Annotated in this window: 14 protein-coding genes and 1 tRNA gene; 12 read left to right on the top strand and 3 right to left on the bottom strand. The window is 71.2% G+C overall.

Translation table 11 applies throughout. The features are described from left to right. Positions 1 to 34: 34 nt before the first annotated feature. Positions 35 to 1,852, top strand: coding sequence for a glutamine--fructose-6-phosphate transaminase (isomerizing) (gene glmS, locus AB0A69_RS19600; RefSeq protein WP_361423066.1), 1,818 nt, complete (start codon positions 35 to 37; stop codon positions 1,850 to 1,852). 119 nt (positions 1,853 to 1,971) lie between these two features. On the opposite strand, the gene AB0A69_RS19595 is transcribed toward glmS, so the two are convergent. Continuing rightward, complete coding sequence (locus AB0A69_RS19595; RefSeq protein WP_361423064.1) at positions 1,972 to 2,547, bottom strand: GPR1/FUN34/YaaH family transporter; 576 nt, start codon at positions 2,545 to 2,547, stop codon at positions 1,972 to 1,974. Between the two features lie 201 nt (positions 2,548 to 2,748). After that, positions 2,749 to 3,270 carry a universal stress protein gene (locus tag AB0A69_RS19590; protein ID WP_361423061.1) on the bottom strand — a complete coding sequence of 174 codons (522 nt, stop codon included), beginning with the start codon at positions 3,268 to 3,270 and terminating at the stop codon, positions 2,749 to 2,751. A 365-nt stretch (positions 3,271 to 3,635) separates the two neighbouring features. Between AB0A69_RS19590 and AB0A69_RS19585 the strand changes: the two genes are divergently transcribed. The 11 genes from AB0A69_RS19585 to AB0A69_RS19535 all read left to right on the top strand — a co-directional run bounded on the left by AB0A69_RS19585 (position 3,636) and on the right by AB0A69_RS19535 (position 11,339). Beyond that, entirely contained in the window at positions 3,636 to 3,971 is a 336-nt protein-coding gene (locus AB0A69_RS19585) for a hypothetical protein (protein ID WP_361423058.1), read from the top strand. 377 nt (positions 3,972 to 4,348) lie between these two features. Continuing rightward, positions 4,349 to 5,500 (top strand): helix-turn-helix domain-containing protein, encoded by a 1,152-nt coding sequence (locus AB0A69_RS19580; protein WP_361423055.1) that lies wholly within the window; start codon positions 4,349 to 4,351, stop codon positions 5,498 to 5,500. A 68-nt stretch (positions 5,501 to 5,568) separates the two neighbouring features. Continuing rightward, positions 5,569 to 6,180: an oligoribonuclease gene (orn, locus tag AB0A69_RS19575; RefSeq protein WP_361423052.1), complete on the top strand. Its 612-nt coding sequence runs from the start codon at positions 5,569 to 5,571 to the stop codon at positions 6,178 to 6,180. Positions 6,181 to 6,280: 100 nt separating this feature from the next. After that, positions 6,281 to 6,353: transfer RNA gene (locus AB0A69_RS19570), tRNA-His, on the top strand. A gap of 334 nt (positions 6,354 to 6,687) precedes the next feature. Then, the gene (locus AB0A69_RS19565; protein ID WP_361423049.1) at positions 6,688 to 7,911 is read left to right on the top strand and encodes a helix-turn-helix transcriptional regulator; all 1,224 of its coding nucleotides are present in this window, start codon (positions 6,688 to 6,690) and stop codon (positions 7,909 to 7,911) included. A 286-nt stretch (positions 7,912 to 8,197) separates the two neighbouring features. Further along, on the top strand, positions 8,198 to 8,668 hold the full coding sequence (locus AB0A69_RS19560) for a hypothetical protein (protein ID WP_361423046.1): 471 nt from the start codon (positions 8,198 to 8,200) through the stop codon (positions 8,666 to 8,668). A 264-nt stretch (positions 8,669 to 8,932) separates the two neighbouring features. After that, on the top strand, positions 8,933 to 9,391 hold the full coding sequence (locus tag AB0A69_RS19555) for a hypothetical protein (RefSeq protein WP_361423043.1): 459 nt from the start codon (positions 8,933 to 8,935) through the stop codon (positions 9,389 to 9,391). Positions 9,392 to 9,425: 34 nt separating this feature from the next. Further along, complete coding sequence (locus AB0A69_RS19550; protein ID WP_361423040.1) at positions 9,426 to 9,563, top strand: hypothetical protein; 138 nt, start codon at positions 9,426 to 9,428, stop codon at positions 9,561 to 9,563. Between the two features lie 374 nt (positions 9,564 to 9,937). Next, positions 9,938 to 10,525 (top strand): DUF4352 domain-containing protein, encoded by a 588-nt coding sequence (locus tag AB0A69_RS19545; RefSeq protein ID WP_361423037.1) that lies wholly within the window; start codon positions 9,938 to 9,940, stop codon positions 10,523 to 10,525. Further along, the gene (locus tag AB0A69_RS19540; protein ID WP_361423034.1) at positions 10,522 to 11,079 is read left to right on the top strand and encodes a hypothetical protein; all 558 of its coding nucleotides are present in this window, start codon (positions 10,522 to 10,524) and stop codon (positions 11,077 to 11,079) included. The genes AB0A69_RS19545 and AB0A69_RS19540 overlap by 4 nt, the downstream gene beginning before the upstream one ends. Positions 11,080 to 11,174: 95 nt before the next feature. Next, on the top strand, positions 11,175 to 11,339 hold the full coding sequence (locus tag AB0A69_RS19535; RefSeq protein WP_361423031.1) for a hypothetical protein: 165 nt from the start codon (positions 11,175 to 11,177) through the stop codon (positions 11,337 to 11,339). Positions 11,340 to 11,407: 68 nt separating this feature from the next. On the opposite strand, the gene AB0A69_RS19530 is transcribed toward AB0A69_RS19535, so the two are convergent. Further along, positions 11,408 to 14,029: a cellulose binding domain-containing protein gene (locus AB0A69_RS19530; RefSeq protein ID WP_361423028.1), complete on the bottom strand. Its 2,622-nt coding sequence runs from the start codon at positions 14,027 to 14,029 to the stop codon at positions 11,408 to 11,410. Positions 14,030 to 14,063: the final 34 nt, after the last annotated feature.

Raw genomic sequence — 14,063 nt, 5'->3', positions numbered from 1 at the left:
GCACACCCGCAATCACTCGGAGGGGCAGAACTTTATGTGCGGAATTGTCGGTTATATCGGTAAGCGCGATGTGGCTCCGCTGCTGCTGGAAGGTCTGGCACGGCTGGAGTACCGGGGGTACGACTCCGCGGGCATGGTCATCACCAGCCCCAAGTCGCCCGGGCTGAAGATGGTCAAGGCCAAGGGCCGGGTCCGTGACCTGGAGGCCCGCGTCCCCAAGCGCTTCACCGGCACCACCGGCATCGCCCACACCCGCTGGGCCACGCACGGCGCCCCGAGCGACATCAACTCGCACCCGCACATGGACCCCGAGAACAAGGTCGCGGTCGTCCACAACGGCATCGTCGACAACGCCGCCGAGCTGCGCGCCAAGCTCGAGGCCGACGGCGTGGTCTTCGCCTCCGAGACCGACACCGAGGTCCTCACCCACCTGATCGCCCGCTCCCAGGCCGAGACCCTGGAGGAGAAGGTCCGCGAGGCGCTCAAGGTCGTCGAGGGCACGTACGGCATCGCCGTCATGCACGCCGACTTCAACGACCGCATCGTCGTCGCCCGCAACGGCTCGCCGGTCGTCCTCGGCATCGGCGAGAAGGAGATGCTGGTCGCCTCCGACATCGCCGCGCTGATCGCCCACACCCGCCAGATCGTCACCCTGGACGACGGCGAGATGGCCACCCTGAAGGCCGACGAGTTCCGCACGTACACCACCTCGGGCACGCTGACCACCGCCACGCCCGAGACCGTGGAGTGGGAGGCCGCCTCGTACGACATGGGCGGCCACGACACGTACATGCACAAGGAGATCTCGGAGCAGGCCGACGCGGTGGACCGCGTCCTGCGCGGCCGCATCGACGAGAAGTTCTCCACCGTCCACCTGGGCGGCCTGAACCTCGACGCCCGCGAGGCCCGCGGCATCCGCCGCGTGAAGATCCTCGGCTGCGGCACCTCGTACCACGCGGGCATGATCGGCGCCTCGCTGATCGAGGGCCTGGCCCGCATCCCGGCCGACTCCGAGCCGGCGTCGGAGTTCCGCTACCGCAACCCGGTCGTGGACCCCGACACGCTGTACATCGCCGTCTCGCAGTCCGGTGAGACGTACGACGTGCTCGCGGCCGTCCAGGAGCTCAAGCGCAAGGGCGCCCGCGTCCTCGGCGTCGTCAACGTCGTGGGCTCCGCGATCGCCCGCGAGGCGGACGGTGGCGTGTACGTGCACGCGGGCCCGGAGGTCTGCGTCGTCTCCACCAAGTGCTTCACCAACACGGTCGTCGCCTTCGCGCTGCTCGCGCTGCACCTGGGCCGCATCCGCGACCTGTCGGTCTCCGACGGCAAGCGGATCATCGAGGGCCTGCGCAAGCTGCCGGAGCAGATCCAGGAGATCCTCCAGGGCGAGGAGGACATCAAGAAGCTGGCCGCGGAGTACGCGAACGCCAAGTCGATGATGTTCATCGGCCGCGTCCGGGGCTACCCGGTCGCCCTGGAGGCCTCCCTGAAGCTCAAGGAGATCTCCTACATCCACGCCGAGGCGTACCCGGCCTCCGAGCTCAAGCACGGCCCGCTGGCGCTCATCGAGCCCGCGATGCCGACGGTCGCGATCGTCCCGAACGACTCGCTGCTGGAGAAGAACCGCGCCGCGATGGAGGAGATCAAGGCCCGCAGCGGCAAGATCCTCGCGGTGGCGCACGCCGAGCAGGAGAAGGCCGACCACACGATCATCGTCCCGAAGAACGAGGACGAGCTGGACCCGATCCTGATGGGCATCCCGCTCCAGCTCTTCGCGTACCACACGGCCCTGGCCCTGGGCCGGGACATCGACAAGCCGCGCAACCTCGCGAAGTCCGTCACCGTGGAGTAGATCCCCCCGGAGCGATTGCCTCCCGGGCAGGGGGCGACCCCCGGCGCGTGCCACCAACGCGCCGGGGGTCGCCCTTTTCGTACGGCCGGCGCCGCCCGGCACCGGCCTCCGTGGCCCTCTCAGCCCGTGGCCGTCACACCTGGGCTCCGGCCCGCGGACCTGTTCGCCAGCGTCGGCCACTTGGCGACCGTCGCCGTCGCGCCGTACCAGGCCGCCAGGCCCGCCAGCGCGGCGGCCCAGCCGCCGGCCTTGGTCAGGACGCCCGCCTCCGCGAAGGCGCCGACGCCGGACGAGAGCAGCGACAGGAACAGCAGGCCGTACACGCCCTGTCCCATCAGGCCGCCGCCCTTCGCCGAGACGGTCAGCGTGAGCGCCAGGAGCGACCACACCAGCAGGAACAGACCCGATGCCTCCGCCGAGGCCCCGCCGCCGACGGCGGTGCCCCAGGTGAACCAGAAGGCGCCGAGCCCGGCGAAGGCCGTGCCCTCGCCGCCGTCGCCCGCGCGCAGCGCCAGCAGCCCGGTCGTGAACAGCGCGACTCCACCGACCCAGGTGGCGAGCGCCGAGGTGTCGGCCGCCGCGACGTGGTCGATCACACCGGTGTTGCCGAGGCCGAAGGCCAACAGGGTCAGTCCGAGCGCGAGATGGCCGAGAGTGGAGGTGGTGGTGCTCCCCGCAGAGACGTCGTTGTCCACGGCGGGCTCCCTTCGTGAGTGTGCCGAGCACTGGATCCCAGCCATCTGGATATACCCTTCACAAGCGCACAATCCACCTGTGGGCGGGGCTGAATTCCATCGGTACGGAAGGAAGTTGATGCACCCTCACCAGCGATAACGCCGGGGCAACGGCCGGATTACGACCCGGCCACGGGGGTGCGGGCCCGAGGACGGGGAGGGCTACGGGATGACGACGACCGGCCGCTGCGCGCGCCGCGCCAGCCGCCCGGCCACCGAGCCGAAGATCCGCCCGACGATGCCGTGCGTCGAGCCGACCACGATCGCGTCGGCGGAGTACTCCCGGCCGACCTCCTCCAGCTCGTGGCAGATGTCACCGCCGCGCTCGACCAGGATCCACGGCACCTCGGAGAGGTAGTCGGCGCACGCCAGCTCCAGGCCGAGCACCTCGGTGCGGTGATCCGGTACGTCGACGAAGACCGGCGGCTCGCAGCCCGCCCAGACGGTGGTGGGCAGCCGGTTGGCCACGTGCACGATGATCAGTCCGGAGCCGGCCCGCCGGGCCATGCCGATGGCGTAGGCCAGGGCGCGCTCACTGGAGGTGGAGCCGTCGAACCCCACGACGACGCCGTGGAGGAAGGCGGGATCGCAGGCGTGGCGCGGCTGGTCCGCCGCGAGGGGGTCGACCGTGAAGTCGGCGACCTGCCTGCGGTCCGCGGGTTCAGGGAATTCGTGACCGGCCATCGGAGTCTCGGCGAAGACAGTCCTCGTGAGAAGGGACGGGGGAACAACGGTAGGCGGCGTGTCCGGGAATCATCTTCCCAACCCCATACCCCCAAGGGTACGGCGACACTCCTGCCCTGCCCAGTGCCCGCCGCCCTGCCCACGGCGCTCACAGGCGTTCCAGGGAGCATGCCCGAGCCCGCCCAGGATGGCAATGCCGGTTGTGTCGTACAGGCGCACTTTGGACACGGAACGTGACCGCCGGGTGACCTCGCGGACACCCGCCCGGTCCGCGCGCACACCCCGTGCGCGCGCAGTGACCCGAGCTGCGGCCCGTCGTTGGCCCACACGTCCACCCCGCCGCCGCGCCGCCCAGGGAGCCCCTCGTGCCCATCCCCCCGCCCCTTCCCCCGACCGCGCCCGGAGCCTCCGAGTCGGCGAGTGAGGTGGTGCGCTGGGCCGCCTTCAGCTGCGCCCTGGTCCCCGTGGTCCTCGTCGTCAACGGAACCTCCCTCGGCGGCGCGGTCACCACCGCGCTGGGCCTGGCGGCCGTGACCGCCGCCTGCCGGGCGCTGCTGCGCCGCTCGGAGCGGCTCGCCGCCCGCGTGCCGGCGGAGCCGTACGCGGCGTACCGGGCCCGTCACTCCCGTACGGGTACGCGGACGGGGGCGGGGGCGCACCGGGGAGGCCGTCACGGGGGACGGTGTACGCCCGCGGGCTGAGGGTTTCGCACACCTGCGCCCGTTGGTTTTCAGCCAACTTCGGGGAGGTGGCGAGTCCTTGCCAAAATGGCCTGCCAACCCCCTTGCCACCAGGGAAGAAAGCCTCGACGGGGTCGCGGGAACCCTACGCGGATGGGCCATGCACGTGACGCGCACTTCCCTGCGGGCCTCGGGAGTGGAAGCCTTCGTGATCGAATGCTTCGCGCCAAGTTGCCTTGTCGACATAGTCCCGGATGCGGAACTTGTCACTGCGGCGCCACGGGACACAGTAGATTCGATCATGAGTATCGAAGACTGGGGACTCGTGCAAAACCGAGGGGAAACGTGCAGGAGCGACAGGACCTAGGAGACGCGAACACCGAGGGGGGCTTAGCGTCATGAGCCAGGACTCCGCCGCACCGGAGAACGGACGCAGACTGTCCGGACGCCGTCGTCGCGAGGTCGTCGCGGTGCTGCTGTTCAGCGGCGGCCCCATCTTCGAGAGTTCCATTCCTCTCTCCGTGTTCGGGATTGACCGCCAGGACGCCGGAGTGCCCCGCTACAGGCTGCTGGTCTGTGCGGGCGAGGAAGGACCCCTGCGGACCACAGGGGGACTGGAACTCTCCGCACCGTATGGCCTGGAGGCCATCAGCAGGGCCGGCACCGTCGTCGTACCGGCGTGGCGTTCGATCACATCGCCGCCACCGCCCGAGGCGCTCGACGCGCTGCGCCGCGCGCACGAGGAAGGCGCCCGCATCGTCGGGCTGTGCACCGGTGCCTTCGTGCTCGCGGCGGCCGGTTTACTCGATGGCCGCCCGGCGACCACGCACTGGATGTACGCGCCGACGCTCGCGAAGCGCTACCCGTCGGTCCATGTGGACCCGCGGGAGCTCTTCGTCGACGACGGCGACGTACTGACGTCCGCCGGCACGGCGGCCGGAATCGATCTCTGTCTGCACATCGTGCGGACGGACCACGGGGCCGAGGCCGCCGGGGCGCTGGCCCGACGGCTGGTGGTGCCACCGCGGCGCAGCGGCGGCCAGGAGCGCTATCTGGACCGCTCGCTGCCCGAGGAGATCGGCTCGGACCCGCTGGCCGAGGTGGTCGCGTGGGCACTGGAGCACCTCCATGAGCAGTTCGACGTGGAGACGCTCGCCGCCCGCGCGTACATGAGCCGGCGGACCTTCGACCGGCGGTTCCGTTCGCTGACGGGCTCGGCGCCGCTGCAGTGGCTGATCACCCAGCGGGTGCTCCAGGCCCAGCGGCTGCTGGAGACGTCCGACTACTCGGTCGACGAGGTGGCGGGCCGCTGCGGCTTCCGCTCGCCGGTGGCCCTGCGGGGCCACTTCCGGCGCCAGCTGGGCTCGTCGCCGGCCGCGTACCGGGCCGCCTACCGGGCCCGGCGGCCGCAGGGCGACACCGCGGCCTCCTCCGCTCCGCCGCCGCAGGCGGTCGTGGAGGCGGTCCTGCCGGGCGCCAGGCGCCCGGGAGGCCCCGGGGAGCCGGGCAGACAGCACGTGGCCCTGCCGGTCCAGCGCAGCGCACCGTGACGATGGGCCGCGGCGGAGGGGGTGCACGACCACACCCCCTCCGGCGCGGCCCATCTAAGGTAGGACGCATGAACGACCGCATGGTGTGGATCGACTGCGAGATGACCGGGCTCTCGCTGACGGACGACGCACTCATCGAGGTGGCCGCGCTGGTCACCGACTCGGAACTGAACGTACTCGGCGACGGCGTGGACATCGTGATCCGCCCGCCGGACGCCGCGCTGGAGACCATGCCCGAGGTGGTGCGCCAGATGCACACGGCCTCCGGCCTCCTCGACGAGCTCGCCGCCGGCACCACCCTCGCCGAGGCCGAGGAGCAGGTCCTGGCTTACGTACGCGAGTACGTGAAGGAGCCCGGCAAGGCGCCCCTGTGCGGCAACTCCGTCTCCACGGACCGCGGCTTCCTGCTGCGCGACATGCCGACGCTGGAGGACTACCTCCACTACCGGATCGTCGATGTCTCCTCGGTCAAGGAGCTGGCCCGCCGCTGGTACCCGAGGGCGTACTTCAACAGTCCGGAGAAGAGCGGCAACCACCGCGCGCTCGCCGACATCCGCGAGTCCATCGCCGAGCTCCGCTACTACCGCGAGGCGATCTTCGTCCCCCAGCCCGGCCCGGACTCCGAGACCGCCCGCGCCATCGCGTCCCGCCACGTCCTGCCCACCGAACCGGCCGTCTGACACCCGCGCGGAGCCGCCACACGAAAGGCGGGAGCGAGCACCCTCTCGGACCCTGTACACTTTTTCTCGGCCGGTCGGGAAAAAACAAAGACCGGTCGTGGTGGGTATAGCTCAGCTGGTAGAGCACCTGGTTGTGGTCCAGGATGTCGCGGGTTCGAGTCCCGTTACTCACCCTTGATGATCGGCCCGGTGACCTGCGGAAACAGGTCACCGGGCCGATCTTTGTCGTTTCGTGGCCGAACCGTGGCCACAAGGGGGCCACGCCCGTACAGTCCCGGCATGGCGAGCATCCGGAAGCAGGAGAACAAGAACGGGACCGTCGCCCACCAGGCCGATGGCGTCTGCGCCATCCTCGAGCTCGAGTCCGCCGGTGATCCTGTCTGATCGCCGTCGGATGTGACGACGCCCCCTCTCGCCTTCGGGCGGGAGGGGGCGCTTTCGTCATTCCCCCGTCACCGCAGGGGAGTAGCGTTCTGAGTGTCGAGGTCAGAACGGATGGAGCTCAGTATGCCCGAGCAGCACAGCCCCGTACCCGCGCCTGAGACATTTGCCCAGCGTGCCCGGCGTGCCCGCGACCATGCCGGGCTCAGCCGACCCGTGGCTGGCGGCCTGGTCGGCCGGTCCGCCGAGTGGGTCAAGGGCATTGAGAACGGCACGATCGGAATGCCCCGCCTGCCCATGCTGATCCGCCTTGCCACGGTCTACGAGTGCGACGTCGCAGACCTCACCGGCGATGACCGCATTGCTGCCGCGACCTACACCAAGGCCGCCCACACAGAACTGCCTGCGATCAAGCGAGCACTCACCACCTACTACCTCGCCCCAGCGAACACCGAGCCCGAGCCTGCGATCGTCCTCACGGCCCGTGTACAGCAGGCGTGGAAGTTGTGGCACGGAAAGGGAGATCACCGGTCCCGCGTCGCCGCGCTGCTGCCCGACCTGCTTGCCGATACGCAACACTCCGCCCGCGCCCTGGAAGGCGCCGATCGGCGCCGGGCGCTCGTGGCGCTGGGGCAGACCTACCACCTGGCCCAGCTTTTCCTCAGCTTCCAGCCCGCTCCAGACCTGATCATGCTGACCGGCGACCGATCGATGACCGCGGCACAGGACGCCGACAGCCCGCGAGCCATGGCTGGCGCGGCTTGGTACATGAATCACGTGTACCGCGACGCCAACGAGGCTGCCGAGGCGCGTGTCGAACTGGCCGAGCAGGCGGCTGCTCTGCTTCGCCAGGACGACCCCGAGGACCTTGCTCGGTGGGGTCTGCTGCAACTCGCGGTCGCGCTCTCGTTCGCGAAGGTCGGAAAGGCGGGCGACGCATGGCGGTACTGGGACCGCGCGAACGACGCGGCGAACCGCCTCGGCGAGGGGTACGCACATCCGTGGTTGATCTTCGGTCAGGGCGTTGTCGACGCGTACGCGCTCACGATGCACAACGACCTCATGCAGCCGGGCAAGGCGCTGGAGGTTGCGGGGGCTCTGGACCTGGGCAAGGTGCCGTCGGCGACGCGCCGCTCGTACCACCTGATCGAGACCGCCCGCGCGTACGGCATGAAGGACGAGGGCGTGGCCGCCGTCGCCCTGCTGGAGAAGGCGTTCAGGGAGTCGCCCGAGACGATCCGGTACAACATGTACACGCGGATGGTGCTGCCCGAGCTGGCGAAAACGGGGCCACGGATGGTCCGAGCGGATGCTCAGGCACTCGCGCTGGAACTCGGCATCCCCACGTGATCGTTTAAGGGGTAGGAACCTTACCCCTCGTCAAGGGGGTGGGAACCCTACCTCGACGCCGCCGGGATCGCTCCTAACGTCGTGTCAGAGCCGACCAACTGACCGACGGAGACCGACGCGTGAAACCGTGTGTGCACTGCCCGGAGCCCGGCGCGGACGTCTGTGTCCGCGTCACCGGCAAGGACGCTGGCGGGCAGCATCTGTTCGCCCACCGAGCGTGTGCTGAGGACCGCGGCGAGGACGTGCTGTACGAGGTGCTGAAGCCCGCGGTGTCGGGGGGTGAGCGATGAGCCCCGTGACCGGGCCTCCGGCGCCGCCGAGCCACACCTCCGGCGCGATGTGGCTCGCGTCCGTGATGGATCCGCCGTCGATCGTCTTGACCGCGTGGGCCGACAGCGCCTACTCCTTCGCGGAGGTACCCCTCGGCGTGCGGTTCGACGTCGTGCGTGCCACCGCGTGCCTGGGTGTGCGCGCCCTCGACGCCTTGGCCAACGCGTCTGTGTCCCTGGGGCCGGTGCTGTACTGCCGCCCGCGCCAGGCCGTCGAGTTCCTCGTACCGGCGGGCACCGCCGAAACGTGGGAGCCGTTGCGCCGCACCGTATGCGCCGGGCGTGGCGGCGCGCTGCTCTGCCCGGCGCCGGGCGTGACCCGCCGCGGCCGGACGTGGCTGTACCCGCCCAACGGCGACGGCGTGCTGACGGACCCCGGCCTCCTGCGCGACCATCTGCGCCGCGCGTACGAGCGGAGACGGGCATGACGGACCATAAGCCCCAGTGCGCGGGATGCGGCGCCACGCAGCGCCTCAGGCTCGTCAACGCGCCGACCCGCCTCTACAGCTGCCGAAGCTGCCAGGTCGGCCCGCACGACATCCTCGCCGATCTGGCCTGGCTCCAAGCGACCCGACCGCAGCGCGTTCCGGCGCGCCGCCGATAAGCCCCGCCCGCTGCCGCGCGCCGATGCAGCAGCGGGCGGCCACACCCCGCCGTACCGCGGGGACCACCACACCCCGACAGGAGACCACATGCACACTGCACGTGCCCTGATCAGCGACGCCGAGTTCAACAACGTCCGCGCCACCATCCTCGACAACAACCCCGGCATGGACCCCGGCATGGCGTCTCGGATCCTGACCGACGCCCTCGCCTTCGTCGCCACCGCCGCCACCAGCCCGCGGCCCGGACTCGTACCGTCCCGCGTCGTCGACGAGGGCTGGCACGCCCTCATCCTGCACACCGGCCTTTACTCCAGCCTGTGCCAGCGCTTCGGCCAGTTCGTGCACCACCTGCCCGAGCAACCGGACCCCAGCCGCCACAACCCCGCAGCTCTGGAGCGCACCATCGCCGCGATCGAGGCGGCCGGATTCGACGTGGACCGCGACCTGTGGCGGGGGCCGGAGGACACCCTCGTCTCCGTGGCCGCGGGGTGCCAGCACTCCGACGACTCGGGACCCATCGTCATCATCCCCAAGCCCAAGGGCTGATCGGCCCCTAGGCTCGGCGCGGAAGGAGGTTCTGATGCAGGAGTGGATTGACCCGCGGTACGCCCACCTCGTGAACGCCTGGATGCAGGCGGAGCGCGAGGCTGACGAGATCAGCCCGACCGCTCCCCGGCCGCGCGCGTTCCTCGTGCCGCCGAAGCCCGAGAAGGACTGACCGACCGCCTCGGCCGCTGCACCCAGTCCGCAGCCGCCGGGGCCCCGGCCGGCCGCGCCCACCCCCGGCGCGGCCGGCCGCTCAACGTACGAGCTCGGCGAGGGGGACGCCGGTCGCGTCGGCGATGAGGATCGGGGTGTCGAGGCACAGCGGCTGCTGGCCCTGCTCGGTGCGGACGATCGAGGGCCGGTCGATGCCCGTGGCGTTGGCGACCTGCTCTCACAGCTGCACGGGCGCTCTGATGGGGGCCCTCCGGCCGCTCCTCGCCACCGATCCCGCAGCCGCCCTCTCGTCACGAAACGGTCGCGACGGCTCCACATACGCTCCATACAGCGCATGATGGCTCTCTGATCACGATCAACGCTGGGGGGACCATGCGACGCACCACCATCACCCTGACCGCCCTCGTCTGCCTGGGCGCGCTCACCGCCTGTGGCGGACCGCAGTACGCCGACAGCGCGCCAAAGGTGAAGGCCTCCGCCGACCCGGCCGCCACGGGAGCGGCGCCGGCGGACAAGCCCAAGGCCGACAAGCCGAGCGCCGCGAGGGTCGGCGGCACGATCACCCTCAAGGGCATGGAGGAGGGCGAGCAGCTCGCCGTCACCCTCAAGAAGATCGTGGACCCGGCCCAGCCGAAGGACGAGTTCTTCAAGCCCCAGGACGGCAGCCGGTGGGTCGGCGCCCAGTTCGAGCTGGTCAACACCGGCACCAAGGTCTACGTGGACAGCCCCGGGAACGGCGCCCAGGTCGCCGACGCCGAGGGGCAGCGGTTCGGCACCACCCTCGCCGACATCAGCGCCGGGCCGTCCATGACCTCCGACGCCAATGTGCCGCCCGGCGAGAAGGTGCTCGGCTGGGTCGTGTTCGAAGTGCCCAAGGCGTCCAAGCTCGCCTCCGTGCAGTTCGCGATGAACTCGGGCTTCTCCGACGAGACCGGGCAGTGGAAGCTCGGCAAGGAATGAGCGACGTCATCGCGTCCGCGTGGTGGGGCCTGCTCCCGGCCGGCATCCGGGAGCAGGCCGACGGCTACGTCCTGCAGGACGCGCGCATGCGGGCCCTCCGCGTCGTCTTCGCAGCCGGCCGCGCCCACGGGATGGGCCTCCACGACGCCGAACTGGTGGTCCACGCCCGGTACGTCCACCACGGCGACCGGGTCGCCCGCACCCCCGACAGCCCGCTCGACCTGGAGTCCCTGGCCGCGCTCGCCGCCGGGGCGCCCGGGCGTGTCGTGGCGATCGAGGCCGTGTGGGACGGCGACACCGTCCACGACTGGTTCGTGGACCTGCTGGCCGTCACCGCCGACCCCGTCGGCGAGTACCGGCTCGCCACCGTCTATCGGGGCACGGCCGTACGGCACCTCGGCGGCGAGGACGTCGGCGGACGCCACCCGTCGGCCGTGGCCGCCGACCGCGTCGGCAGGGAGCTGGCCGCCCACCTGGGGGTGCCGTTCCACTTCGGCAGCCCGGAGACCCCGGACGACGAGGCGCCGCGTTACGTGCCCGGAAGCCCCGCCTGAGCCCGCGCGGGTGGCCTGCGGGCATGCCGAACCGTCCGACCGGCGACCGGCGGTCAGAGCTCGCAACGGTTCGCCGGCGACGGCCGGGTGGGCCCATGCCCGAGATCACCGAGACCGACTGCGAGCGGTGCGGCACTCGGATCGCGGGGCTGACCGGCCGTTACGCGTGCGGCGTGTGCGGATGGGTCAACCACTGGTCGCAGGGGCACACGGATCTGCCGAGCGCCCGGGACGACCTGGACTACGTGCGCCGCCGCTGACCGGCCGGCCGGGGCGCCTGTGAGGTGCGTGGGGGCCGGGATGCGGACCGCACCCCGGCCGCTGATCGCTACCCCGTACCCGTACAGGACACGGTGGTCGGAGGCGGGTTCGTCCCCGACCACGAGCCGGTGAGGCCGAAGGTGGCCGAACCGCCCGGCGGGACACGGCCGTTCCAGGCGGTGTTCCCCGCCGTGACGGCCGCGCCGGTCTGGGTGTGGGTGGCGTTCCACATCTGGGTGACCTGCTGGCCGCCGGTGAAGCTCCAGCCGGCAGTCCACGAACTCCACGCCGCCGTGCCCGTGTTCTTGAGGGTCACCTCAGCCTGGAAGCCGCCGTGCCACTGTCCGGTGACCTTGTACGTCGCGAGGCAGGCGCCCCCTCCGTCGGAGGGCTGGGCGGTGTCGCCGTAGACGATGCCGCGGCCGTTGGTCGACACGTACACCCGTCCGTAGACGCGCGGGTCGCCGGTGATGGCGGCGCCGGTCCAGCCCCACTGGTGGGCGTCGTCGTTGATGCGCACCCAGCTCGCGCCCGCGTCCGTGGACCGGAAGACGCCGCGTACGCCGCCCACCTTGGCGCTGGCGTAGAGCGCCGGGTACGAGGCGCCCGGGGCGGCCTTGCCGAAGCCGATGGTGTCGGCCTGGTCGACGCCCTGGACCTTGGTGAAGGTGGCGCCGCGGTCGGTGGAGTGCCACAGGCCGTAGGTGCCGTCGGGGTCGCCGCCCGCCAGCCAGAGGTCGCCGCCGCGGCCCGGGACGGCCTTGAAGCGGACGTTTCCCTTGGCCGGCAGTCCCGTCGCCTTGGACGCGGCGAAGGTGGCGCCGCCGTCCGTGCTGACGTAGAAGACCCCGGCCTTGAAGCCGTAGAACGTCTTCGGGTCGACGCGGTCGGACTCGACGACCGCGCCCGCCGGGATGCCCTGGGAGGCGGTCCAGGAGGTGCCGAAGCCGGAGGCGGTGTGGACGCCGGCGCCGTCCGGGCTCCACACGAAGCGGCTGCCGTCGGCGGCGGCCGCGACGGTGCCGCCGCCGGTGACGCCGGAGGGCTCGGTGCCGGGGAACCAGTGGGCACCGTTGTCGGTGGAGAAGGCGACGCGCGGGCCGCCGTCGAGGTTGCCGGCGCGTACGACGACGTCGGGCTTGGTCTCGGCGTAGTCGACGCTCGTGGTGGAGGTGAAGTTCGGTGAGGTGAACATCATCGACGGCACCTTGGTCAGGTCCGTGTGGCGGAAGCCGCCGATGTCACCGAGGGCGCTGATCAGGGGCGCGCCGGAGGGCGGGGACGCCAGATCCAGGACGGCGGTCTCCTCCAAGCCCTGCACCATCGGCTTGATGGTGATCTTGCCGCCGGTGTCCCACTGGCCGAGGTTCTCGGTGCCGTAGATCGTGGCGCCGGTGCCGTACATCATCCGCTGGGAGTCGAAGGGGTCGATTTCCAGGGCCTCCGTCATCCAGCCGAGCTTCGGCGTCTGTTCGGGCGGTGCGGGGTTGGCGCCCCAGGTCAGCCACGGGGAGGAGGAGACGTCCATGGTGTAGCGGTTGGAGCGGTCGGGGTACGAGGTGAAGTCCCAGGCCTTCGTCCAGCTCGCGCCGCTGTCGGTGGTGCGGAAGATCTGCGTGTCGGGCCACCAGGAGCTGTAGCCGCTCACCATCACGGTGCCGGGCTTCTGCCGGTCGACGGACAGGCCGCTGAAGCCGTAGTACGCGTCGGCGGCGGGGGTGACGTCCTTCCAGGCGCCCGTGCCGCCGCCCGCCTTGGTGTCGTACCGCCACACCGCTCCCTTGGAGCCGTCGTACGGGCCGCCCGTGTCGCTGTAGGCGAGGTAGAGGTGGCCGTTGGCGGTGTCGAGGACGCCCTTGTGGGCGAGGAGGCCGGTCGGCTGGCCGGGCAGCCGGGTCCAGGTGGCGCCGGCGTCCGTGGAGCGGTAGACGGTGTTCTCCTTGTCGGCGACACCGACGTAGACCGTCTTGGTGGCGGTGCCGGGCGTGCCGGTGGACTCGTCGAAGGTGACCCAGACGATGCCCTGGTTGTCGGAGGCGTAGCCGCTGGTGTCGCTCGGGTCCTGGGCGTAGTTGCCGGGGTTGGGGAAGGCGGTGACCTGCGACCACGTGGCACCGGAGTCGGTGGAGCGCCACAGGCCCTTGCCGCTGGGCGCGCCCAGGTAGAGGACGCTGTTGCGGTGGGGGTCCACGGCGAGGCGCTCGCCCATGCCGCGCCCGGGCATGTTGCCGCCGAGCTTGAAGGGCAGGTCGGCCTTGCGCCAGGTGGCGCCGCGGTCGGTGGAGCGCAGGACGGCGCCGTTGCCGGGGTCCCAGCTGTTGGTGTACGTGCCGACGGCGGCGTACACGCGGTTCGGGTCGACGGAGTCGGTGGCGAGGCTGACGACGCCGGTGTGGCCCCAGTCGTCCCAGCCGATGTGGTCGAGCAGCGGGGTCCACGTCTTGGTCGACTGCTGCCAGCGGTAGGCGCCGCCGATGTCGGTGCGGGCGTAGGCGAGGTTCTTCTCGGCGCGGTTGAAGACGATGCCGGGGACGAAGCCGCCGCCGTCGATGCGGACGTTCTTCCAGGTGTACGCCTCCGCGGCCTTCGGTTCCACCGCCGGCTGGGCGGCGGCGGCCGTGGGTGGCGCGGCGGTCAGCAGGCCGGCGGCGAGCGCCAGGCCGAGGAGCAGGTGTCGTGTTCTGCGCACGGGTGCGTCCTCTCGGTGGGGGGTGACCCGGGAG

The organism is Streptomyces sp. NPDC045431 (assembly GCF_040646655.1).
Lineage (GTDB): Bacteria > Actinomycetota > Actinomycetes > Streptomycetales > Streptomycetaceae > Streptomyces.
The sequence above is the reverse complement of the archived record's forward strand: the minus strand, read 5'-3'. Positions and strand labels throughout refer to the sequence as shown.